Below are 21,392 nucleotides of genomic sequence, written 5' to 3'. Positions count from 1 at the left end.
AGCCCTGGCGCCCAGACCATCGCCAGGCCTGTTGCACCAGGCCGGCGATTTGAGGACGCGCCGGGCAGCAGCTCCCATTCTGCCCGGCGCGTCGTTAAAAACTCACCTCAGTGCTTGTGGAAGAAGTCCACCAGCAGCCGGGCGGTCGCGGCCGGCTGGTCGATCGCGGGGGAGTGGCCGGCGTCCGGTACGACCTGAGCCCGTACGCCGAGCCGCTCGGCCATCTCGTCCTGCACGGCCGGCGGCCAGCCGTCATCCGTCTCGCCGTACACGACCTGCACCCGAACACCCGCCTTGGCCAGCTTCTCGGTCCGGTCGTCGGAGTCCATCAACCGCCGGGTGATCGCGGCCAGCGCGGCCGGGGTGTTGCCGGTGAAGCGCTTGCGCAGGAAGGCCGCGACATCGTCGGCGGGGCGCACGTACCGGGCCTCCTTGACGTCGTGCTCGAGCTTGAGGTCGTACACCTGCTCGATCGGCAGGTTGTCCAGCCCCATCGCGAGCATCTGCAAGCCCTGCAGTTTCGCCTCGTCGCCGAACGCGCCCGGCCCCGAGCAGAGCAGCGTGATGGTCGAGAAGACACTCGGATCGGTCAGCACCGCCTCGCGGGCGACCAGCCCGCCGAACGAGTGCCCGACCAGCTGGCTGTAGCCGCCGAGCGCCTTGCTCATCGCCACCACGTCGGCCCCGAGCTCGGCCAGCGTGTACGCCGAGGGGTCGTCCGGGCCCGGCGTCTCGAACTGGCCGCGCTGGTCCACCGCGACCGCGATCCACCCATAGCGCGCCAAATGGTCTACGAGCGGCGTGAAGTCTTCTTTGCTGCCGGTCCAGCCGGGGACGAGCAGTACCGTGCCCAGCGGCGTACCGATGTCGGGCCTGGCCTGCAAGGTGGCGAAGTTGCCACGATCGGTCTCCAGAGTCGCGGGGTGCACCCCGTCGGGCAGTGTCAGCGTCCGTGGCGTACTCACGCGTCCACGGTAGCCGATCACCCTGAGACCTCAACAATGATTGAAGTTCGGGCTCGCCCCGGAAAGCCGGCCGGTCCGCGGTGCGGCACAATGGCCGGGTGCCTCGCACCGTAGCGGTAGCGAACCAGAAGGGCGGCGTGGCCAAGACGACCACGGTGGCCTCGCTCGGCGCTGCCCTGGCCGAGCTCGGCCAGCGGGTCCTGCTGGTCGATCTGGACCCCCAAGCCTGCTTGACGTTCTCGGTCGGGCTCGATCCCGAGGACCTGGACAAGTCGATCCAGCACGTCCTGCTCGGCGGGGTGAAGGCACGCGACGTGATCGTGCCCTCCGACGAAGGCCCGGACTTGTTGCCCGCGACGATCGAGCTGGCCGCGGCGGAGCTGAGCCTGGCGGCCGAGAGCAATCCACAGCACCTGGTCCGTACCGCGCTGCGCCCGGTCGAAGCGGCGTACGACTGGATTCTGATCGACTGCCCGCCCACTCTCGGGCTGCTGACCGTCAACGGGTTGTCCGCGGCGACCGACGTACTGATCCCGCTTCAGTGCGAGACGCTGGCGCATCGGGGAGTCGGCCAGTTGCTGGACACCGTCCACGATGTCCAGCGGCTGACCAACCCGGGTCTCGAGGTACTCGGCGTCCTGCCGACCCTGTACGACGGTCGCACCACGCACGCGCGCGCCGTTCTGGAGACCATCGCCGAGACCTACGCGCTGACCGTGCTCGCCCCGGCGATCCCGAAGTCGATCCGGTTCGCCGAGGCCCCCGCGATCGGCCAGACGATCCTCACCACCTCACCCCGTTCGGCAGGCGCGAAGGCCTACCGAGCCGTGGCGATGTCCTTGCTCTAGGGCGTGTCCGGGTGCTGCGGCGGCGTGCCGCCCGGCGTGCCGGCGGTGGCGACGGCCGGTACCGGAGTACGGCGGAACCGATTGCGGAAGCGCCAGATCGGGTAGCCGATCAGGGCCAGGGCGATCAGGAACGGGAGCATCGCGCCGACCGCCGTCGCCAGCGCCGAGAAGGTCGCGGTGAACGCGTCCCAGCCGTCGCGCAGGCCGGACAGGAAGCCGTGGCCCTCTGCCTTGGCCGGTTCGGGCGTCTTGCCCTTCTCCGACAGCGTCAGGTTGAGGGTGGCCAGCTCGGTCTGCAGGGAGAGGTTCTTCTGCTTGGCGAGCAGCGCCTCGAGGTCGGCCTCGCGCCGGGTCAGCTCGCTCTCCACCGAGACGATCTCGCCGATCGTTGTCGCCTTGGCGAGCAGCGCGCGCATCCGGTCGAGGCTGGCGCGCTGGGACGAGATCCGGCTGTCGACGTCGACCACCTGCTCGGTTACGTCGCTGGACTCCTGATGGATCGCGGTCCGGTCGCCGAGGCCGGACAGCCGGTCGATCGCGGTCTCGTACGACGCGGTCGGCACCTTCACGACGAGGTTGGACAGGGTGATCCGGCCGTCCTCGTTGCTGGTGGAGTCCTCGGAGGCGACCTGGCCGCGGAGGCTGGTGACGATGCCGATCGCCTTCTGGCGCTGGGCGTTCACGTCCTCGTTCTTGACCTCGATGGTGAGCGAGCCGGTCTTGATGATCGCCCGGGTGACGGTCGGCTGGGCCGCGCCGCCCTCCGGCGCCTTGGGGGCTGCCGGCTTGCCGCTCGTACCCGCCGTGCCCTGGTCTGCCTTGGCGTCGCTGCCGGCGGCCTGCTCGGGAGCCGCCGCCGAGCCGGCACTCGACTTCTCGTCGCCGCTCGCCCCGCAGCCGGACAACAGCACGGCCGCGGTCAGGATCACTCCTGCGACCGCGGCCGACGTACGCGTCCTCGTCATCGCCACACCCTTCCCTCCACGATGGTTGCCTTCGTGGAAGGACGGGAGCGGGAAGCCGGGCGTTGCGCTCCGGCGGTCACCTTTCAGGAACGAGAAGGTGACGCGCCGGTCACAACCTATTCAGGCGAGGTGAAGGTCGGCACGACCACACCGGCCGCGCTCTTCTTCACCGCAGCCTTCTTCACTGCAGCTTTCTTCACGGTCTTCTTGGCCGTCGACTTCTTCGGCGCGGCCTCGTCCTCGGCCACCGCCTTCTTGACCGCTGTCTTCTTGGCAGCGGCCTTCTTGACTGCTGTCTTCTTGACCGCCGTCGTCTCGGCAGTGGCCTTCTTCGCCGCGGCCTTCTTGACCGGCTTCTCCGCCGGTACTTCGGCCGCCGGCTCAGCAGCTTGCTCGGCAACCGGCTGCTCGGCGACCTTCTTGGCGGCCCGCTTCCGGGTCGCCTTCTTCACCGGCGCCTCTTCAACAGGAGCCTCGGCCACCGGCCGCGCGGCAGCTGCCTCGACAGCCGGCTGCGAAGCCGGTGCCTCGACCGAAGCCTGGGTGTCGGTCGACTCGGCCGAGGTAGACCGCTCGGTCGCACGCCGGCGACTCCGCGTCCGCTTGGCCGGTGCCTCAGCAACCTCAGCCGCAGCCTCGACCGGCGCAGCCTGAACCGGAGCAGCCTTGACCGGCGCGGCCTCGACCGGGGCGGCCTCAGCCACGACCGGCGTCTCGGTCGTCACGGACTCAGCCTCGGCGCCGCGACGGCGCCGGGTGCGCGAGCGCGGCTTGCGCTCGCCCGCCGGTGCCTCGGCAGCCTCGGTCGACGACTCGACAGTCGGCGGCACCGCGGTCTTCGCGGTGACGTCGGACTCGGTCTTGCGCTCGGTCGGCCTCTGCTCGGTCGACTCGCCGCCCTCGAGCGGCTGACCGGCACGCAACCGGCGACGGTTGCGGTTCGGCCGCTTGCGCGCCGGACGGTCCGATCCACCGTGCGCGGCAGCGCCGTCGCCCGCGGGCATCGAGTCGCCGTCGTGGCTGCGGACCCGGTTGCGGTCCTGCTCGCCACGTCGCCCCGACGGCTTGTCGCCGCGGGACGGACGGTCGTTGCGCTCCTGCCGCTCGACGGCCTCGCGCGGCGGCTTGATCCGGCCCTTGGCCTCGGTCGGGATGCCGAGGTCGTGGTAGAGCTCGGGCGACGTCGAGTAGATCTCCTGCGGCTCGTCGTACGGCAGGTCGAGCGCCTTGTTGATCGTCTTCCAGCGGACCAGGTCCGGCCAGTCGACGAAGGTGACGGCGATGCCACTCGCACCGGCGCGACCAGTACGGCCGATCCGGTGGATGTAGGCCTTCTCGTCCTCGGGGCAGGTGTTGTTGATGACGTGCGTGACGCCCTCGACATCGATACCCCGGGCCGCGACGTCGGTACAGATCAATACGTCGATCTTGTCGCCGCGGAACCGATCCAGCGCCCGCTCGCGGGCCTGCTGGTTCAGGTCACCGTGGATCGCGGCGGCCTTGAAACCACGGTCGATCAGGTCGTCGGTGAGCCGGGACGCCTCGCGCTTGGTCCGGCAGAAAATCATCACCCGGCCGCGGTCGTCGGCCTGCAGAATGCGGGCGACCACCTCGGGCTTGTCCAGATCGTGTGCCCGGTAGACGAACTGCGCCGTCGTCGGGACCATCTGGGTGTCCTCGTGCGACTCGGCCCGGATGTTCAGCGGGTGCCGCATGTGGGTGCGCGCCAGGCCGATCACGGCCGACGGCATCGTGGCCGAGAACAACATGGTCTGCCGCAGCTCGGGGGTCTTGCGCAGGATCCGCTCGACGTCGGGCAGGAAGCCCAGGTCGAGCATCTCGTCGGCCTCGTCCAGGACGAGCACCTTGATGTGGCTCAGGTCGAGCACGCCACGGTTGGCCAGGTCGAGCAGCCGGCCCGGCGTACCGACGACGACGTCGACGCCTGCCTTGAGCTGGTCGAGCTGCGGGTCGTACGCGACGCCGCCGTAGATGGTGAGGATCCGGACCGAGCGCACGGTCGACGCGGTGACCAAGTCCTTGGCGACCTGGATGGTCAGTTCACGGGTCGGGGTGACGACCAGCGCTTGCGGCTTGCCGGGCGCGGCCAGCTCCTCGTAGTCGGCTTCGCCGGGGGAGATGGTGCGCTGCAGCAGCGGGATACCGAACCCGAGGGTCTTACCGGTACCGGTACGAGCCTGACCGATCAGGTCGGTGCCCAGCAGGGCCACCGGAAGTGTCATCTCCTGGATCGGGAAAGGCTCTTTGATGTTGACGCGGTCGAGCGCGTCGCAGATCTCGGGCAGGACGCCGAGCTCTCGGAAGGTGGTCAGGCTGATCGCCTCTCACATGCTTGTACGGACAGTTGCATCAGTGGCCGGGTGGGCGTGGAATGCCCTACTTTTCACGGCGCGGGACACTGTGCAAGCGGCTCGCACCAGCTGCCCATCTGGGCGCGTCACCGGCGAAACACGGTCCAGTGTAGCCGGAATACCCGCCACCACCGCTTCGCCGCAATTCCGCCGCCGGATGCCACGGCCCGATAGTGTGCGCTGCATGACCGAGATGACGGCCTTCGATGATCCCGCCTACCGGGCCGCGGCGGTGGATCTGCTGGGAGTTCTGGCGTACGGCGAACTGACCGCGTTCGAGCGGATCGCCGAGGATGCCAAGCTCGCCCCGACGCTCGACGACAAGGCCCAGCTGGCCCAGCTGGCGACCACCGAGTTCGGCCATTTCGTCCAGTTGCGGGACCGGCTCGTCACGCTCGGGGTGGACCCGATGGACGCGATGCAGCCGTTCGTCACCCCGCTGGACGCCTTCCACGACCACACCGCGCCGTCGGACTGGCTCGAGGGTCTGGTCAAGGCGTACGTCGGCGACGGACTCGCGAACGACTTCTACCGGGAGGTCGCGGCGTACGTCGATGCCGAGACCCGGGCGCTGGTGCTGGAGGTGTTCGCCGACTCAGGCCAGGCCGAGTTCGTGGTGGACCGGGTCCGGGCCGCGATCGAGGAGGACCCGAAGCTGGGTGGCCGGCTCGCGCTGTGGGGACGCCGCCTGGTGGGCGAGGCGCTCAGCCAGGCCCAGCGGATCGCCGCCGACCGCGACCCGCTCGCCGCCCTGCTGGCCGGCAGCGTCGACCGCCCCGGCCTCGACCTGGCCGCGATCGGCCGGATGTTCACCCGCCTGACCGAGGCCCACACCGCCCGGATGACCGCCCTGGGCCTGCAGGCCTGACGAGCCCGGACCGCCGGCAAGCCTGAAACGCGGAGCGGCCGCCTGCCCCGGACGGGGTGGCGGCCGCTGTGCTGGTGGCGCTGATCAGACTTTCGCTCTGCTCTGTCGCGACGAGATGATCGCGACCACGATCGCGGCACAGATGATCTGGATCAGGTACTGGATCCAGTCCGGTCCGCTGGTGTCCTTGACGCCGAGCAGCTTCGCGATCAGACCGCCGATGAAGGCGCCGATGCCGCCGCCCAGGATGGTCCAGCCGAGGCTGATGTTCTGTTTGCCCGGAAGTACGAGTCGCGCGAGCGGCCCGAAGATGACTCCGGCGATGAGGCTGACGATGATCATCCAGACCCAGTAACCCACGGTGCTCCTCCTTTGAGGGATGACTGACCTGCGGGTGAGACCACCCATGACGCAGGTCTGCAACTCATCGTCCTCCGCCCGGACGACCTGCGGCGCCCCGACTCGCCGTCCGTGACCGGATGTTCACCCTTCGCAGGGCCGCTGTCCGCCCCGGACAAGCGAACCGGCCGCCGCCCGAAGGCGACGGCCGGTGTCAGATCGAGGGGTGCGGTCAGATCGACCTGGCCCTCGACCGTCCGGTCACGCTGGCCGCGATCACGACCAGGACCGCGGCGACCACGATGCTGATGATCCAGCGGACCCAGTCGATGCCGTCGGTGGCCTCGACGCCGAGAGCGGCCGCCAGGTAGTACCCGATCAGCACGCCACCGATACCGCACAACACCGTGAGCCACAGCGGGATGTTGTCCCGATTGCCCGGTGCCACGAACTTGCCGAGCAGGCCGATGATGATGCCGGCAATGATCACTCCGATGATTTCCATGACGCTGGTTCCTCCTGTTGACGACCACGCCGCGCGATGTGACGTTGTGTCTCGTCGCAGGAGAACCGGTTACCGGCGAGCGGCACCTGTAAACGTGCTCGAGCCAGCCGGGGCCGGGCGGACCGCCCGGCCGCCGCGAGATCAGCTCAGACCGCGCCGAAACCGACCTTGCGGATCGCGACCTCGCCGATCTCCACGTACGCCAGCTTCTCGGCCGGGATGAGCACCCGGCGGCCCTTCTCGTCCGTCAGCTGCAACAGACCGGTCTTGCCACCCAGTGCGTCCGCGACGGCCTTCTCGACCTCTTCGGGGCTCTGCTCGCTCTCGAGCACCAATTCGCGATTGGCGTGCTGTACGCCGATCTTGACCTCCACGAAACCCTCCCGGGCACGTTCCGACCGGCGGCTCTCGCCGGTACCCGATTCGAGCCTATCCGCTGCGGCCATCGGGTTCTCACCCGTCCGCCCAGAGCAGAACCCTGCTGCTCAGCCCTCGGTACGGGGGAAGCCCCGGATGCCGCGCCAGGCGAGGCTGGCGACCAGGTCGGCGGCCTGCTCCTGCATCAGCGTGGGGTTGTCCGAGGCGAGCCAGTACCGCGCGCTCACCTGCGCCATCCCGACCAGGCTGACGGCCAGTACCATCGACTGCTCCTTGTTCAGCCCGGCATCCGCGCTGATCACCTCGGAACAGGCCTCGGCGCACGCGTGGGTGACCCGGTCGACCCGCTCGCGGACGGCGGGCTCGTTGGTCAGGTCGGACTCGAAGACCAGCCGGAAGGCGCCCTGGGCGTTGGCGACGTAGTCGTAGAAGGCGTGGATGGTCGCGCCGACCCGCTCCTTGTTGTCCTCGGTCGAGCGCAGCGCGCCCCGGACCGAGGCGACGATCGCCTCGCAGGACGAGTCGAGCAGAGCCAGGTACAGCTCGAGCTTGCCGGGGAAGTGCTGGTAGAGCACGGGCTTGGAGACGCCGGCGCGGTCGGCGATGTCGTCCATCGCGGCGGCGTGGTAGCCGTTCGCGACGAACACTTCCTGGGCCGCCTCGAGCAGTTGCGCGCGGCGGGCCAGCCGCGGCAGGCGGCTGCCGCGCTTGGGCGCGGTCTCCGGTGTCGTCGACACGTCGGGCTCCTTCGGTGGTGCGGCACCCGAGCAGAACCCCCGGGTAGTTGAACCGAATCCTACCCAGCGGTGTGTCCCGCCAGTAGCTTCGGCACCCGCCCGGCGTCGGCCCGGCAACAGGTCAGCGGTACTCGGACTCGTCCAGTTCGCCGCCGGAGCGATGCTGATCGGCCACGTCGGCGGGATCGGCGTCGGCCGGCAGGTCGTAGTCCTCGGCCGGGTCGGACTCGTGGCCGGTCGGTGGCAGCCGCTGGTCGAGTACGTCGTTCTCGGGGGCTTCGTCGGGATGGTCCGCGTCGAGCCCGGGCAGGTCGAGAGCGCCCGCCGGTACCTCGCCGGAGTCGCTGGTCATCGAGGCCTCCTCGGATGATCGGGATCGGATGCCAGGACATGCCAGTACCCAGAGCCGCCGCGGTTAAGACGGCAGCGGCTTCGGCTCGTCGTACAGACCCTGGAGGATGTCGCCGTACTCGTCGATCCGGGCGAGCACGTCGTGCGGCAGGAAGGTCAGGTCGGCGGGTTCGGTCGCGCCGGCGACCTCGTCCCAGTCGATCGGGGTGGAGACCCGCGGCTCCTCGGCGCCGCGCAGCGAGTACGGCGCCAGGGTGGTCTTCGCGCTGGCGTTCTGGCTCCAGTCGATGAACACCTTGCCCGGGCGGAGCGCCTTGGTCATGTTCGCGGTGACGTTCTCGGGCAGCGCCTCGGCGAGTTGCTCGGCCAGCAGCTTGGCGAAGGCGCTGGTGGCGCGGGACGAGGCGGGTTCGATCGGGACGTACAGGTGCATGCCCTTGTTGCCCGACGTCTTGGGCCAGCCTTCGAGGCCGAAGTGGTTCAGCAGCTCGCGCAGGGCCAGCGCGACGTCGCAGCACCCGACGATCGTCGTACCGGGGCCCGGGTCGAGGTCGAAGACGATCAGGTCGGCCATCGGGGTCTTGCCCTGGTCCGACAGTCCGACCCGCCACTGGGGGACGTGGAGTTCGAGGGCGGCCAGGTTGGCGAGCCAGACGATCGTCTGGATGTCGTCGGCGATCACGAACTCCGCCTCGTCCCGCCCGGTGGAACTACCGGGGGTCGGCAGTACCACTGTGCGGACCCAATCCGGCGTACCGCGCGGTGCGTTCTTCTCGAAGAAGTACGCCGCCCCGGTACCGTCCGGCCAGCGCTTGCGGGTCAGCGGCCGGTCGGACAGGTGGGGGAGCAGCACCGGCGCGACCTGGTGGTAGAAGTCGATCACCTCGGCCTTGGTGAACCCTGTCTGCGGATACAGCACCTTGTCGAGGTTGGTGAGCTTCATCGTTTGACCATCGACCTCGGTGGTCAACTGCTTCGGTCCAGGGCTCATGCGTCCTACCATGCATTACGTGGAGAGTTACGGGGCAGTAACCGGCGCCGCGTCGCCGCGGGGAGCGCAGGAATGGCCTGCACGGACTGTGCCGGTCTCTGGGGTGGAGCTGCTGGTCAGAGACGTGCCCGGCGCGGACGCGAAGCTCCCGCCCGCGCTCTTCGTGCACGGCCTCGGTGGGTCGTCGCTGAACTGGACGACGCTCGGCCTGCTGCTGAACGACACCGTTCGCGGCATCGCCCCGGATCTGCCGGGCTTCGGTCAGACGCCGCCGCTGCCGGGGATGGGTGGGATCAGCGAGCAGGCAGAGGTGCTCAGTGAGCTGATGACCAAGGAGTTCGACCAGCCGGTACACCTGTTCGGCAACTCGATGGGTGGCGCCGCCGCGGTGGCACTCGCGGCGCGGCGGCCGGACGACGTGGCCTCGCTGACCCTGGTCTCGCCGGCGCTCCCACACCCGCGCGTTTCGGCCAGTGCTCTGTGGTTCACCGCGATCTCCACGCCGCGCCTTGGCAAGGCTGTCCTGGAGCGGACCCGGCGGATGCCGTTCGAGCGGCGGTTCAAGGCCTCGCTGTCGGTGATCTTCGGCGAGCCACGGCTGCTGCCACCCGAGGTGCTCGAAGCGTACGAGGCCGAGTTGCGCGCCCGCGACAGCCAGACGTGGGGAACCGAGGCGACCCTGGAGGCCGCCCGCAGCATTCTCTTCTCGCAGTTCGCGCGGCCGCGACGGTCGTTGTGGGCCGACGCCGCCAAGGTCCGCTGTCCCGTCCTGCTCGTCTACGGCGGCCGGGATCGGCTGGTCGATTCGAAGATCCGGACCAAGGCGCAGCAGGCTTTCCCGGACGCGCGGTTGCTCTACCTGCCGAGATCGGGGCACGTCGCGCAGATGGAACATCCGGAGCTGGTCGCGCGGGCGTTCCGGCAGCTGATCGGGTAACTGCAATCAAGCTGCCATCAGATCCTCACATTCGCAGGGCGTTCAGCCCGCACTATTGGCAGTCGACGACTGACGTACGAACAGTTCGGCACGGCCGGTGGTACCGACTCAGGTAGCAGGCCGGGGCCGGAAGATCATCCCCAGGGATGATCTTTCGCCGATTTCGCCGGATTCGACAACCTGCCGCCAAAGCCGGGAGTCAGTCGAGATGATCTGTCTGCTGACGAGAGGACCGCTGTGCGGGTATTCGGAAGAGCGGGGATGGCTGTCGCGCTGCTCGGTGGAGCGCTGCTTGCCCCGGTGGGGCCGGCGCACGCCGCGCCGCCGGAGCCGGGGCAATCAGTTGCCCAAGGCAAGAATTGGACGGTACGGCCGGTAGGTGACGGCTATGAAGTGACGTTGCGGCTGGACGCGCCGGCGCCGATGCGCAACGCGCTGCCGCTGATCGCGGTGAACGGTGAGCCGGTGGGGGTGGCGAAGCAGTCCCCGGACCAGCGCACCGTCTCGCTGGTCAGTCCGGACCCGTCGTTGCTGCAAGCAAAGAACGTCGAGCTGGTCTGGTCGGGGGATCTGGGCCGGAACGACGGCAAGAAGAGCAAGGGCCTGGCCGGTGGCGTGACCACCGACAAGGACTGGCTGAAGGCACCACTCGGCCCGAAGCTGGCCGTCGATCCGGGTGCCACCGGCAAATATGTTGTCCAGACGGCCGAGTACAACCTGGGTGACCAGGCGGTCTACCTGCCCGGTCTCGGGCAGAAGTCAGAGGTCGTCGGCAAGGTCTACTCGCCGAAGGGCGCGCCGGGTGCCCGGCCGTTGGTGATCTTCCTGCACGGCCGGCACTCGGTCTGTTACGGCGATGCGACCGAAGAGCCGACGAACCCATGGCCTTGCGCCAAGGGCGAGAAGCCGATCCCGAGCTACCGCGGGTACGACGGCCCGGCGAAGGCGCTCGCGAGCAACGGTTACCAGGTCGTCTCGATCAGCGCGAACGCGATCAACGCCTACGACGGCGGCGTCTTCGACACCGGCGCGCAGGCCCGGGCCGAGCTGATCCTCGACCACCTCGACCTGTGGAAGAAGTGGTCGACAATCGGCGGCGGGCCGTTCGGCAAGAAGTTCGTCGGCAAGGTCGACCTGAACAACATCGGCCTGATGGGTCACTCGCGCGGTGGCGAAGGTGTCGCCCGCGCGGCGGTGCTCAATGCTGACCGCGGTGGCAAGTACGGGATCCGCGCGGTCCTGCCGCTCGCCCCGACCGACTTCGCCCGGGCGACCGTGCCCGGCGTCGCGATGAGCGTCATCCTGCCGTACTGCGACGGCGACGTATCGGATCTGCAGGGACAGAAGTTCTACGACGACACCCGGTACTCCGTGACCGGTGACGCCGCGACCCGCTCGACCGTCACGGTCCTCGGCGCGAACCACAACTTCTTCAACACCGAGTGGACGCCGGGCCAGTCGGTGGCGCCGTCGAACGACGACTGGTACAGCGACAACGACAAGGCCGCGCCGTGCGGAGCGAAGTACGCGGGCCGGTTGACGCCGAAGCAGCAGCAGGCCGTCGGTACCGCGTACGTGGCCGGCTTCTTCCGGCTGCAACTCGGCCACGAGACGAAGCTGCTCCCGCTGCTCGACGGTTCGAACGCGCACCCCGCGTCGGTCGGCAAGGCCGTCGTACGGGTTGTTTCGCAGGCTCCGGTGGCGACCCGGCGGGACATCAACAAGCTCGACGCGGCGCTGCCGAAGGGCGCCGTGACGGGGAGCGCCAAGGCGGTCGTGTGTGGCGGGGTCGACGAGGCCACGCAACGTGCTGCCGCGGTTGCCACCTGCCTCAAGACCGACAACAGCTCGGACTCGCCGCACTGGGTGACCGCGTACCTCGCTTCGAAGACGCCGACCACGGCAGTCACCAAGCTCACCTGGACCGGCAAGACCGGCGTCGTCCGGATCAAGCTCAGCGCGTACCAGCGGGACGTCCGCCGGTACTCCGCGCTGACGTTCCGCGCGACTCCCGATCCGTCGGGTGCACCCAAGGCGGATCTGAGCGTCCGCGTGGTCGACGGGCATGGCCGCAAGGCCGTAGTACCGGTGTCGGCGGTCAGCGACGCGCTGCTGCGGATGCCGGGTGCGCATGACAGCGGTCTGCCGAAGAACCTGCTGCGGACCGTGCGGATCCCGACCAGCTCGCTGAAGGGGATCGACCTGCGCGACGTCCGGGCGATCGAGCTGGCGACCGACAAGGTCGCGACCGGGTCGGTGTTCGTCAGCGACCTGGCATTCGCGACCCCTGGCCTTGGGCTGTCGGCGCCGTCCAAGCTGCCGCAGGTGTCGGCCTCCGACGCAGGCAAGGTCGCCGAGGGCAACTCGGGCGTCAAGAACGTCGACTTCTGGGTGACGCTGTCCCGGCCGAGCATCCGCCCGATCAGCGTGTACGCCGAGGCGAACAGCGACTCTCCATCGGTCACGTCGATCGCCAAGCACCTGGTCTTCAAGCCGGGCCAGACCAAGCAGAAGGTGACCGTGGCGGTCGCGGGCAACACCCGGGACAGCTACGACAGCCCCTTCGGCCTGGTGCTGTCGGTACCGCACGACGCGCTGCTCGGGCACTCGATCGGCAACGCGGAGGTGATCGACGACGACCCGACGCCGACCCTGACGATCGGGTCGCCGACGGCGGCCGAGAACGCGGGCACGATCAAGTTCCCGCTCAAGCTGTCGGCGCCGAGCGACAAGTACGTGTGGCTCGGTGGTGACCTGAAGGACGGTACGGCCGTGATCCGCAAGGACTTCACGACGCTGGAGGACGACGGCACCCAGAACCCGCCGGACACCTCCGTCTACGGCCAGATCGAACCGGGCAAGACGACCGCCGACATCGAGGTCAAGCTCATCGACGACAAGGTCAAGGAGCCCGCCGAGACCTTCTCGGTCAACCTGACCAGTGTCGAAGGTGTCGACTACAAGGTGCCGGCGCTGATCAAGGCGACGATCACCGACAACGACTGAGATCTGAGACGCGGGGTCCGCCATGCGGACCCCGCGGGCCGGCCCTGGAGTCGTGCGGGAACATGGAGGAGGAACGAGGGGTTGTAACCGTCGTTCCCTGAAGTTTCCCGCTGACGAGGAGTGTCACGTGCCACAGCTGCCACCGCTGGTCGAGCCGGCCGACGAGCTGACCATCGACGAGGTCCGCCGGTATTCACGGCACCTGATCATCCCCGAGGTCGGGATGGCCGGGCAGAAGCGGCTGAAGAACGCCAAGGTGCTGGTGATCGGCGCCGGCGGCCTCGGTAGCCCGGCGCTGCTGTACCTGGCCGCCGCCGGGGTCGGCACGCTCGGCATCGTCGAGTTCGACACCGTCGACGAGTCGAACCTGCAGCGCCAGATCATCCACGGCCAGTCCGACGTCGGCAAGTCCAAGGCGCAGTCGGCTCGCGAGTCGATCCTGGAGACCAACCCGAACACCAACGTGGTGCTGCACGAAGTCCGCCTCGACAACGACAACGTCTTCGAGATCTTCGAGCAGTACGACCTGATCGTCGACGGCACCGACAACTTCGCCACCCGGTACCTGGTGAACGACGCCGCGGTACTGCTCGGCAAGCCGTACGTCTGGGGCTCGATCTTCCGCTTCGACGGCCAGATCAGCGTCTTCTGGGCCGAGCACGGTCCCTGCTACCGCTGCCTGTACCCCGAGCCGCCGCCACCCGGCATGGTCCCGTCCTGCGCCGAAGGCGGCGTACTGGGCGTGCTGTGCGCGTCCGTCGGCGCCGCTCAGGTGACCGAGGCGATCAAGCTGCTCACCGGTATCGGCGACGTGTCGCTCGGCCGGCTGAACATCTACGAGGCGCTCGACCTGAACTGGCGCGCCCTGAAGGTCCGCAAGGACCCGAACTGCGCGATCTGCGGTGAGAACCCGACCGTCACCGAGCTGATCGACTACGAGAGCTTCTGCGGCGCGCTGACCGAGGAGGCGGCCGACGCGGCCGTCGGCTCGACCATCTCGGTGAAGACGCTGAGCGAGTGGATCAAGCTCAAGGACAACGGCGAGAAGGACTTCCAGCTGATCGACGTCCGGGAGCCGAACGAGTACGAGATCAACCGGATCCCGGGCTCGGTGCTGATCCCGAAGGCCGACTTCCAGACCGGCGTCGCGCTCGAGAAGCTCCCGCAGGACAAGCAGCTGGTCTTCCACTGCAAGTCAGGCGTCCGCTCCGCCGAGGTGCTCGCGATCGCCAAGGCCGCGGGCTTCGCCAACGCGGTGCACGTCGGCGGTGGTGTGGTCGCATGGGTCGACCAGATCGACCCGTCGCAGCCTTCCTACTGAGGTTCATGCGAAAGGCCCCGCCCCTGGTGCTTCCAGGGGCGGGGCCTTTTCGTTGTCTCAGGTACGACGGACAGCGAGGCCGTCGAGCTGGTAGACCTTGCCGGTCACCCGGGTGGTCAGCAGTACCGATCCGGTGAGGAACGTCGTCGGCACCGGCATCGCCACGATGGCCTGGTACTCGGTGGTGGCCTTGTAGAGGTTCACCGAGCCGACGGACTTGCCGTTGTAGAAGACGTTCAGGCTGCCGCAGGTCGCGCACTTGGTCGCGATCAGGAACAGCCGCTTCGCCTGCACGCTCCGCGAGACCGAGATGCCCGCTGCCTTGGTGGTGGTCGCGGTGCCGAGGTAGTACGCGCTGTTGCTCGCCCGGACCCAGCCCTTGGCCGCGCCCATCAGACGGTCATCGGACGGCCTGGAGAAGCAGCGGTCAGCGGTCCACGCGGACAGGTTGCCGGCGATGTCGCGGGTCCGGACCGATACGCAGTACTCGTAGCCCGCGGCCAGGTCGATCGCCACGGAGGTGGCCGTCGTACCGGACTTGATCGTCGCGTAGGCACCGAAGGTTCCCGCGGTGGGAGCGATTCGGTAGCGGACGTCGTACGAGCCGATGCCGGTGTTGTCCGTCCCCGCGTAGCTGATCGAGGCGGTGGCTGCCTTGGTCACGTCGAACGCGGTACCGGTCAGCTTGACGGTCGGCGCCGCGGTGTCGACGTCGAGCCAGCGGACGGCCTCGGTACCGCGCCCGCCCTGCTCGACGGCCCCGATCCGCAGCACGTGCCGGCCGGCCGTGACGCCGGACTTCTTGAACGGCGACGCCGGGCAGGGCGCCGTCTTCACTCCGTCGAACTCACACGTGACGAAGGGACTGACGAGCCCGGTGGTGTCGTAGGACACGGACAGGTTCGCGCCGACGGCAGCCATGGTCGGCTTGATCGACAGTCGCGGGCCTTGCAGGACGGCCGACTCGACCAGTTCTCCGGCCGGCGGCTTGAACAGCTCCGCGTTCGTCTGCGGACGGCCGTCGTTGACCGGGATCTGCTGGAGGTTGCTGCCGTCCTCCGTCCGGCGGGCGACGTACAGGAGGTTTGACTTCGCCCAGCTGATCGACTCACCGCTGGTACCGACGGCGGGAGCCGGTACGGGGGTGCCGCCGGCCACCGGGAGCACGTTCACCGAGGTGCTCTTGAAGTAGGCGATCCACAGGCCGTCCGGTGACGCGACCGGGTGCTGCGCCAGCTCGGTACCGGCGTATGTCGTCAGGACCGCGCCGGCCGCCCTCGCCTGGACGCGTTGCAGCTTGCCGGTCAGCTGATCCTTGACGATCAGCGTCTGGTTGTCGGGCAGCCAGGACGGCGCCGCCAGGTTGCAACCGACCCGGACCGCCGCGCCGCCAGTGGCGCCGACGATGTCGACACAGGAGGTGCCGTTCTGGCCGTTCTCGAAGGCGATCTTGGCGCCGTCGGGCGACCATGACTTGGCCGCGATCCCGCTCTTCCCGTCGAGGATCTTCACCGGCTGCGCCGACGGGACGACCGAGACCGTCCACAGGCTCGTCCCTCCTTGCGAGAAGGCGACCTGCCGTCCGTCGGCCGAAGCCGCGATGGCCTTGTCGACCTGCTGCGTCGGACCCGAGGCCGCGAGCGGTTCGACCTGGGTCGCACTCTGGACGGGGATCCGCCCCAGGAACGTCCGGCTGACCCCTTCGGTCGTCACGGTGTGCGCGACGGTGATGGAATCGGCCGATTCGGCGGCTGTGGAACCGCCGGCCGCCATTGCCGGGACGGTCGCGGTGAGGACGACGGCCGACAGAGCCATCGGCACGCTGAAGCGCGGAAACGCACGCAAAAGAACCCCTAGATAGTCAGAGCGACACGACAGCCGGTCGCGCTGACCTCATCGGCGCCGGCCTGCGCACGTTACAGGGTTTGCAGGTTGTTGCAGGTTGTTCAGAAAGGCATGCGGCAGGTGGCGACGGCTTCGGCGCCGGCTGGATCGCCGTCGAGGAGCTTTACGGTCGGCTGGTCGTCGCGGCCCGACAGGGTGCGCATGTAGGCGATCGCGTCGGTGCTCACGGTGGCGATCGGGTCGCCGTGGCCGAGGCGGTAGGTGCCGCCGCCTTGGCCGGTGAGGGTGAGCACTACCGGCGTACCGGACCAGAACGGGCCGTCCACGATGTCGCGCATCACTTGGGCGACCACCTCGTCGGCGTACGGGCCGGCGTCGAACTCCCGGCCGAGCGCCTGGCAGACGTCGTCGCGGTGCATCCACAGGTCACGGGCGAGCAGGATGTCCTGGATGTAGCCGAGGTCGAGCTTGTCGAAGCCGGGGATGCCCTCGATCTTCACCTGCATCCTGCGGATCAGCACCGGGTTGCGGCTGATGGTCTTGGTGGCCTTGCCCCAGAGCTTGCCGAAGCGGTTCTGCAGGACGTCGTACGGCGTACCGCGGTGGTCGTCGGCCTGGATCATCATGTGCGCGTCGAGCAACGGGGTCGTCGGGTAGATCTTTCGCGCCCGGCGATCACGCAGCGGGAAGGACCACGGCTTGTTGACGTCCTCGGCCTGTCCGCACAGGTGGCCGACGATGTCGGCGACGTCCCACTCCGTGCAGACCGTACGGCGCTCCCAGTCGGCGGCGTCGAGGGTCGTCATCAGGTCCTGCCAGGCCGCGAGCTCGGCGTCGCGGTGACGGCGGGCGGCGGACCGGTCGGCGCGGGCGATCTCCCGCGCGGCTGTCGCTGTGGTGGTCATTTCTCTTTCCCCCTGGTCGGTCGGTAGTGCAGGTAGAACATGTCGAGCACCGTCGGCATCAGTTTCATGTAGCGGCCGGTCTCGTAGGTCGCCTGTGGTTCGTTCGCCATCTGCTGCGAGAGCACGCCGGCGGTGAGCGAGGTGAACAGCGCAATGCCTTCGTCGCTGGTCGCGTCCTGATGCAGCCTGCCCTTGTCGACCGCCTGCTGAAGGTAGGACCTCAGGTCGTTCACCATGTCCTCCGCCGGAGCGAAAGCCTCGGGGGAGGGAGTGAATCCCGGCACCGTCCGCCAGAAGAGCAACTGGGTCAGTACCTGGTTGTCCATGCACCAACGGCTGAACGCGACCATCCCGCGCTCGAGCTCCTGATCCTGAGGAGCGCGGGCCCGGGCCTCGCGCTGGGCGTCCCGGATCTGCGCGGAGCCGCGCTGGAACAGGGCGTCGTAGATCGCGAGCTTCGACGGGAAGTACTGGTAGAGCGACGGCGGCCGCATCCCGAGCTGCCGGGCCACCGCGGACAGGCTCAGCGCGGCGACACCCTCGGTCTCCATCAGCGCGACCGAGACGTCGAGGATCTCGTCGATGGTCTGCTGCCGTCGCCGGGACCTGCGATCGAGGCCTGTTGTGCTCATAGACTGAGGAAAACCTAATGGTCGTAGGTAAGTCAACAGCTCGTAGCGTTTCTCTGTACTTGTCCCTGGTGGCACGTACTGTTTTCGCATGTGCAGAAACATCACCGTTCTTCGTGGACTTGAGCCGGCGGCGACCTCGGAAGAGATCTACGCGGCGGCGCTGCAGTACGTGCGCAAGGTGACCGGCGTCGGCTCGCTCAGCGCGACCACCCGCGGCCCGATCGAGCGCGCCGCCGCCGAGGTCGCCAAGATCACCGAGGCGCTTCTGGAAGAGATGCCGGAACGCCGCGTCCCACCACAAACCGTGCCGCCGCTGCGCCGCCCCGAAGTACGGGCTCGCCTCGGCCTGGACTGACAGCTCGGTGGGGGGCGGGCGAGCGGTGCCCGGTGGCATGGCTGACTGGCGGCGGCAGGGCGTGGTCTTCGGCCTGACTGTAGTCGGGGTGGTGCTGACCCTGACGTGCCTGAACGCCGGTGCCGAACTCGAGCGCCGTCGCCGCGCGGCCTGCGACGGCTCGCTCGCGATGCCGCCTAGCGCTTTCGTGCTGGGCTCCGTCGGCTTGCTGCTAGGGGTGGTCGCATTGCTGCTGCTGATCCGCTGGTCCGGTCGCAGCCGGCAGGTGATGACGATCGTGCTGTTCGCGACGGCGGTGGCCGGGGTGGTCTTCGAGGCGTTCGCCCTGATCGCCGCGATCCAGCAGTCGGCGCCGGTGTCCTCGATCTGCCGCCTGCCGCTGGGGTAGATTTCGGGCTGGAAAACCTTTACCGAGGAGGCAGCGGATGCGGTTCGCGATCAAGACCAGGCCGGAGCACACGAGCTGGGAGCAGATGCGGGACGTGTGGATCGCGGCCGACGAGTACGAGGTCTTCGAGTCGGCCTGGCACTGGGACCACTTCTACCCGCTGACCGGCGACATGGCCGGCCCGAACCTCGAGGCCTGGACGACGCTGGCCGCGCTCGCCCAGGCGACCAAGCGGATCCGGGTGGGTTGTCAGGTCACCGGGATGATCTACCGGCACCCCGCCGTACTGGCGAACATGGCGGCCACCACCGACATCATCTCCGGCGGCCGCCTCGAGCTCGGTATCGGCGCCGGCTGGAACCAGATGGAGTGCGACGCCTACGGCATCGAACTGCCCCCGCTGAAGGAACGCTTCGACCGCTTCGACGAGGGCACCCAGGCGCTGATCGCGCTGCTCACCGAGAAGGTCGCCAACTTCGACGGCCAGTACGTCAAACTCACCGACGCATACTGCGAACCGAAACCCGTCCAGACCCCGCACCCACCCATCACCATCGGCGGCAAAGGCCCCAAGCGCACCCTGCGCGCCGTAGCCCGCTGGGCCCAGCACTGGAACGTCATCGTCGCCAGCCCCGACGAATGGAAACCCCTCAAAGACGTCCTCGTCGCCCACTGCGAAGACCTGGGCCGAGACGTCACCGAAATCACCTGCTCGGTCAACGTCCGCATCGACGCCGACCAGCCGCTGTCCCAAGCCATCGACGAGGCCGTGGCGACAGCCGCGTCATACGCCGAAGCAGGCGTCGACCTCGTCGTCCTCAACCTCCCCTTGAACACCCCACCCACCATCCTCGAACCCCTCGCCAAAGCCATCGCCTGACAAGAGCAACAAGCGAAGAGCAACGGCGAAGAGCAACGGCGAAGAGCAACGGCGAAGAGCAACGGCGAAGAGTAACGGCGAAGAGTAACGGCGAAGAGCAACGGCGAAGAGCAACAGGCGGTCCCGGCTGCCGCTGTGGTTAACGCGGTGCCGGGGTGGCAGCTAGTTGTGGGCGGCGAGCCGACTTCGTGTAATGCCTCGGCGAATTGATGCAACTGGTGTGTGCCGCCCCGGCGTTGCTCCTCTGGCATCGACCCGGAGAATCCGCCATGGTCGGAACGGAGCGGGACTTTGTCGGGGGTGGTGGATAGCGTGGGGGTGTGGATCGTGAGGAGTATGTGGAGGCCGTGTTGGTGGCGGTCGAGTCGATTCCGGCTGGGCGGGTTGCGACGTACGGGGACATCGCCGAGTACGTCGGTCAGGGCGGCCCTCGTCAGGTCGGTGCCGTGATGCGCGAGTACGGCGGTGCCGTCGGCTGGTGGCGGGTCATCCGGGCCAGCGGCATCCCCGCCGACGAGGTGGTCGACCAGCAGATCCAGCTCCTCCGCGGCGACGGCGTCCGCGTAACCAACGGCAAAGTAAACCTCCGCGAAGTCCGCTGGAACCCCGAAGAACAGCCCTAGCTCAGTCGCCGGGACCTAGGCGGTGGCTGGCGTGGGCGTGTTCAGGAGGGTCCGGTATGTCCGCGTCAGATGTTCCGGCCAGGGCGTGAAGTGGATGAGCGCATCGTCGGCATGGGTGAGCTGATCGATCCCACCGACGGCTGTCAGTTTGCGCAGCGCCGGGTCAGTGATGGCTGCGGTTGTTGCCGCTATGAAATCGGAAGTGTTGAGGACCGGGTATGGCCGGACAGCGTCGTTGATGTTGACCTGAAAGTCGCCGATCACCGGTGTGACCGGATCGCTCAGCGCCAAGGCTGTATGGCGGTCGCCGAGCATCGTCAGGGCGCGGGAGATCGCGCTGTCTGTTCCGATCTTGGGGCTTTGTTCTATTGCGGCGTCGATCAGCGGCCCCAGAGTTGCGGCCGCTTCGAGCTCGGCGAACGCGGTGCCGAGCCACTTGTCGTAGGGCCAGTAGCGGCGTTCCTGAAGGAACGTCATGTGCATGATCAGCTTGCACAACTTGGCGGTCAGAAGCCGTGCGCCGCGTTGGTCGCCGGCTTCTAGAGCGCGTCCGATGAGGGGTTCGGTGTTGCCGATCAGGTACCACTGGCTGGCGACAAGCCATCGCCATACGTCGTCGGGGTACCAGTCCAGCGCGGAGCGCACACGCGTGAGTTCGCCGTCATCGTCTCTGAAGACCTTCCCGCGGGTCACGTAGAGAAGTCGCTGGTGTGCCAGCCCGAGCCAGGCGGCGTGGTCCATGCCCTGCCGCGGATCGGTTCCGATCTGGGCGACGATCCAGTCGTCGAAGGTGGTGACTTCGATGTGGTGCGTCACTGTGTTGGTGGCCAGTGAGTACCACGCCGTGGGGAGCCCGTCGTACTCGGCGGGCAGCCCCTGAGCGATCGCGGTGCGGACGCGATCGACCTTGTCGGCGCTCACGAAAAGCTGGACCCGAGGACCCCACTCGTGATCGGTCGACCGGGCGCTGTCATAGCCGAGAATCTCGGATCCCTCGCCGAGCAGACAGGCAGTGTGTGGGCAGTCGACGAGCGGAGCGACCACATCTGCATAGAAGGCCTCAGCGAGCGCAAGACCGGGTCTGAAAGCGGAGCTCGTCATCTCAGGGACGTTATTGGATCTGGTCAGCGCGGCGTCCGTGGGGTGCCGGGTCGGATTTGTCGGTGGGGTCTGGTGGGATG

At 68.3% G+C, this 21,392-nt stretch carries 22 protein-coding genes; 9 read left to right on the top strand and 13 right to left on the bottom strand.

The window, feature by feature from the left end:
• Positions 1–107 precede the first annotated feature (107 nt).
• Positions 108–965, bottom strand: coding sequence for an alpha/beta fold hydrolase (locus tag ACIA12_RS31620; RefSeq protein WP_396370854.1), 858 nt, complete (start codon positions 963–965; stop codon positions 108–110).
• Positions 966–1,063: 98 nt separating this feature from the next.
• Here ACIA12_RS31620 and ACIA12_RS31615 point away from each other — a divergent pair, with 98 nt between their 5' ends.
• Positions 1,064–1,813, top strand: coding sequence for a ParA family protein (locus ACIA12_RS31615; RefSeq protein ID WP_396370852.1), 750 nt, complete (start codon positions 1,064–1,066; stop codon positions 1,811–1,813).
• Here ACIA12_RS31615 and ACIA12_RS31610 read toward each other — a convergent pair.
• The gene (locus ACIA12_RS31610; RefSeq protein WP_396370851.1) at positions 1,810–2,778 is read right to left on the bottom strand and encodes a DUF4349 domain-containing protein; all 969 of its coding nucleotides are present in this window, start codon (positions 2,776–2,778) and stop codon (positions 1,810–1,812) included. The two genes, ACIA12_RS31615 and ACIA12_RS31610, sit on opposite strands and share 4 nt — an antisense overlap.
• A gap of 116 nt (positions 2,779–2,894) precedes the next feature.
• Entirely contained in the window at positions 2,895–5,021 is a 2,127-nt protein-coding gene (locus tag ACIA12_RS31605; RefSeq protein WP_396370850.1) for a DEAD/DEAH box helicase, read from the bottom strand.
• A gap of 322 nt (positions 5,022–5,343) precedes the next feature.
• On the opposite strand from ACIA12_RS31605, the gene ACIA12_RS31600 reads away from it, so the two are divergent.
• The gene (locus ACIA12_RS31600) at positions 5,344–6,018 is read left to right on the top strand and encodes a ferritin-like fold-containing protein (protein WP_328335020.1); all 675 of its coding nucleotides are present in this window, start codon (positions 5,344–5,346) and stop codon (positions 6,016–6,018) included.
• Positions 6,019–6,102: 84 nt separating this feature from the next.
• Here ACIA12_RS31600 and ACIA12_RS31595 read toward each other — a convergent pair whose 3' ends face one another.
• From ACIA12_RS31595 to ligD, 6 genes are all read right to left on the bottom strand, one after another.
• The gene (locus ACIA12_RS31595; protein WP_396370849.1) at positions 6,103–6,378 is read right to left on the bottom strand and encodes a GlsB/YeaQ/YmgE family stress response membrane protein; all 276 of its coding nucleotides are present in this window, start codon (positions 6,376–6,378) and stop codon (positions 6,103–6,105) included.
• 211 nt (positions 6,379–6,589) lie between these two features.
• Positions 6,590–6,862, bottom strand: coding sequence for a GlsB/YeaQ/YmgE family stress response membrane protein (locus ACIA12_RS31590; protein ID WP_396370848.1), 273 nt, complete (start codon positions 6,860–6,862; stop codon positions 6,590–6,592).
• Between the two features lie 146 nt (positions 6,863–7,008).
• On the bottom strand, positions 7,009–7,236 hold the full coding sequence (locus ACIA12_RS31585; RefSeq protein WP_396370847.1) for a DUF3107 domain-containing protein: 228 nt from the start codon (positions 7,234–7,236) through the stop codon (positions 7,009–7,011).
• 111 nt (positions 7,237–7,347) lie between these two features.
• Positions 7,348–7,977, bottom strand: a complete 630-nt coding sequence (locus tag ACIA12_RS31580) for a TetR/AcrR family transcriptional regulator (protein ID WP_343982892.1) — start codon at positions 7,975–7,977, stop codon at positions 7,348–7,350.
• 121 nt (positions 7,978–8,098) lie between these two features.
• Positions 8,099–8,329, bottom strand: coding sequence for a hypothetical protein (locus ACIA12_RS31575; RefSeq protein ID WP_396370846.1), 231 nt, complete (start codon positions 8,327–8,329; stop codon positions 8,099–8,101).
• Positions 8,330–8,392: 63 nt separating this feature from the next.
• Entirely contained in the window at positions 8,393–9,319 is a 927-nt protein-coding gene (gene ligD, locus ACIA12_RS31570; protein WP_396370844.1) for a non-homologous end-joining DNA ligase, read from the bottom strand.
• 19 nt (positions 9,320–9,338) lie between these two features.
• On the opposite strand from ligD, the gene ACIA12_RS31565 reads away from it, so the two are divergent.
• The 3 genes from ACIA12_RS31565 (at position 9,339) to moeZ (ending at position 14,583) form a co-directional block, all read left to right on the top strand.
• A complete protein-coding gene (locus ACIA12_RS31565) occupies positions 9,339–10,256 on the top strand; it encodes an alpha/beta fold hydrolase (RefSeq protein ID WP_396370842.1) in 918 nt (305 codons plus the stop codon).
• 261 nt (positions 10,257–10,517) lie between these two features.
• A complete protein-coding gene (locus tag ACIA12_RS31560; protein WP_396370841.1) occupies positions 10,518–13,262 on the top strand; it encodes a Calx-beta domain-containing protein in 2,745 nt (914 codons plus the stop codon).
• Between the two features lie 127 nt (positions 13,263–13,389).
• A complete protein-coding gene (moeZ, locus tag ACIA12_RS31555; RefSeq protein WP_396370840.1) occupies positions 13,390–14,583 on the top strand; it encodes an adenylyltransferase/sulfurtransferase MoeZ in 1,194 nt (397 codons plus the stop codon).
• Between the two features lie 57 nt (positions 14,584–14,640).
• On the opposite strand, the gene ACIA12_RS31550 is transcribed toward moeZ, so the two are convergent.
• The 3 genes from ACIA12_RS31550 to ACIA12_RS31540 form a co-directional block, all read right to left on the bottom strand.
• On the bottom strand, positions 14,641–16,398 hold the full coding sequence (locus ACIA12_RS31550; protein ID WP_396370839.1) for a hypothetical protein: 1,758 nt from the start codon (positions 16,396–16,398) through the stop codon (positions 14,641–14,643).
• Between the two features lie 131 nt (positions 16,399–16,529).
• Entirely contained in the window at positions 16,530–17,333 is an 804-nt protein-coding gene (locus ACIA12_RS31545) for a maleylpyruvate isomerase family mycothiol-dependent enzyme (RefSeq protein ID WP_396370837.1), read from the bottom strand.
• Entirely contained in the window at positions 17,330–17,965 is a 636-nt protein-coding gene (locus ACIA12_RS31540) for a TetR/AcrR family transcriptional regulator (RefSeq protein WP_396370836.1), read from the bottom strand. Before ACIA12_RS31540 ends, ACIA12_RS31545 begins: the two co-directional genes overlap by 4 nt.
• Before the next feature lie 88 nt (positions 17,966–18,053).
• Between ACIA12_RS31540 and ACIA12_RS31535 the strand changes: the two genes are divergently transcribed.
• The 4 genes from ACIA12_RS31535 (at position 18,054) to ACIA12_RS31520 (ending at position 20,211) form a co-directional block, all read left to right on the top strand.
• A complete protein-coding gene (locus tag ACIA12_RS31535; protein WP_020385754.1) occupies positions 18,054–18,320 on the top strand; it encodes a DUF2277 domain-containing protein in 267 nt (88 codons plus the stop codon).
• A 37-nt stretch (positions 18,321–18,357) separates the two neighbouring features.
• Positions 18,358–18,708, top strand: a complete 351-nt coding sequence (locus ACIA12_RS31530; protein WP_396370834.1) for a hypothetical protein — start codon at positions 18,358–18,360, stop codon at positions 18,706–18,708.
• A gap of 37 nt (positions 18,709–18,745) precedes the next feature.
• Positions 18,746–19,588 carry a TIGR03560 family F420-dependent LLM class oxidoreductase gene (locus ACIA12_RS31525; RefSeq protein WP_396370833.1) on the top strand — a complete coding sequence of 281 codons (843 nt, stop codon included), beginning with the start codon at positions 18,746–18,748 and terminating at the stop codon, positions 19,586–19,588.
• A 320-nt stretch (positions 19,589–19,908) separates the two neighbouring features.
• Positions 19,909–20,211 (top strand): MGMT family protein, encoded by a 303-nt coding sequence (locus ACIA12_RS31520; RefSeq protein WP_396370832.1) that lies wholly within the window; start codon positions 19,909–19,911, stop codon positions 20,209–20,211.
• A 15-nt stretch (positions 20,212–20,226) separates the two neighbouring features.
• Here ACIA12_RS31520 and ACIA12_RS31515 read toward each other — a convergent pair whose 3' ends face one another.
• Entirely contained in the window at positions 20,227–21,312 is a 1,086-nt protein-coding gene (locus ACIA12_RS31515; RefSeq protein WP_396370831.1) for a DUF4037 domain-containing protein, read from the bottom strand.
• Positions 21,313–21,392: the final 80 nt, after the last annotated feature.

The organism is Kribbella sp. NPDC051620 (genome assembly GCF_044453825.1).
In the GTDB taxonomy this organism is placed as follows: Bacteria; Actinomycetota; Actinomycetes; order Propionibacteriales; family Kribbellaceae; genus Kribbella.
The sequence above is the reverse complement of the archived record's forward strand: the minus strand, read 5'-3'. Positions and strand labels throughout refer to the sequence as shown.

Coding starts and splice junctions, on each gene's coding strand:
- ACIA12_RS31610 (WP_396370851.1), bottom strand. CDS start 2,778: ATGACGAGGACGCGTACGTCGGCCGCGGTCGCAGGAGTGATCCTGACC.
- ACIA12_RS31605 (WP_396370850.1), bottom strand. CDS start 5,021: ATGACACTTCCGGTGGCCCTGCTGGGCACCGACCTGATCGGTCAGGCT.
- ACIA12_RS31600 (WP_328335020.1), top strand. CDS start 5,344: ATGACGGCCTTCGATGATCCCGCCTACCGGGCCGCGGCGGTGGATCTG.
- ACIA12_RS31590 (WP_396370848.1), bottom strand. CDS start 6,862: ATGGAAATCATCGGAGTGATCATTGCCGGCATCATCATCGGCCTGCTC.
- ACIA12_RS31575 (WP_396370846.1), bottom strand. CDS start 8,329: ATGACCAGCGACTCCGGCGAGGTACCGGCGGGCGCTCTCGACCTGCCC.
- ligD (WP_396370844.1), bottom strand. CDS start 9,319: ATGAGCCCTGGACCGAAGCAGTTGACCACCGAGGTCGATGGTCAAACG.
- ACIA12_RS31560 (WP_396370841.1), top strand. CDS start 10,518: ATGGCTGTCGCGCTGCTCGGTGGAGCGCTGCTTGCCCCGGTGGGGCCG.
- ACIA12_RS31550 (WP_396370839.1), bottom strand. CDS start 16,398: ATGGCTCTGTCGGCCGTCGTCCTCACCGCGACCGTCCCGGCAATGGCG.
- ACIA12_RS31545 (WP_396370837.1), bottom strand. CDS start 17,333: ATGACCACCACAGCGACAGCCGCGCGGGAGATCGCCCGCGCCGACCGG.
- ACIA12_RS31540 (WP_396370836.1), bottom strand. CDS start 17,965: ATGAGCACAACAGGCCTCGATCGCAGGTCCCGGCGACGGCAGCAGACC.
- ACIA12_RS31535 (WP_020385754.1), top strand. CDS start 18,054: ATGTGCAGAAACATCACCGTTCTTCGTGGACTTGAGCCGGCGGCGACC.
- ACIA12_RS31530 (WP_396370834.1), top strand. CDS start 18,358: ATGGCTGACTGGCGGCGGCAGGGCGTGGTCTTCGGCCTGACTGTAGTC.
- ACIA12_RS31525 (WP_396370833.1), top strand. CDS start 18,746: ATGCGGTTCGCGATCAAGACCAGGCCGGAGCACACGAGCTGGGAGCAG.
- ACIA12_RS31515 (WP_396370831.1), bottom strand. CDS start 21,312: ATGACGAGCTCCGCTTTCAGACCCGGTCTTGCGCTCGCTGAGGCCTTC.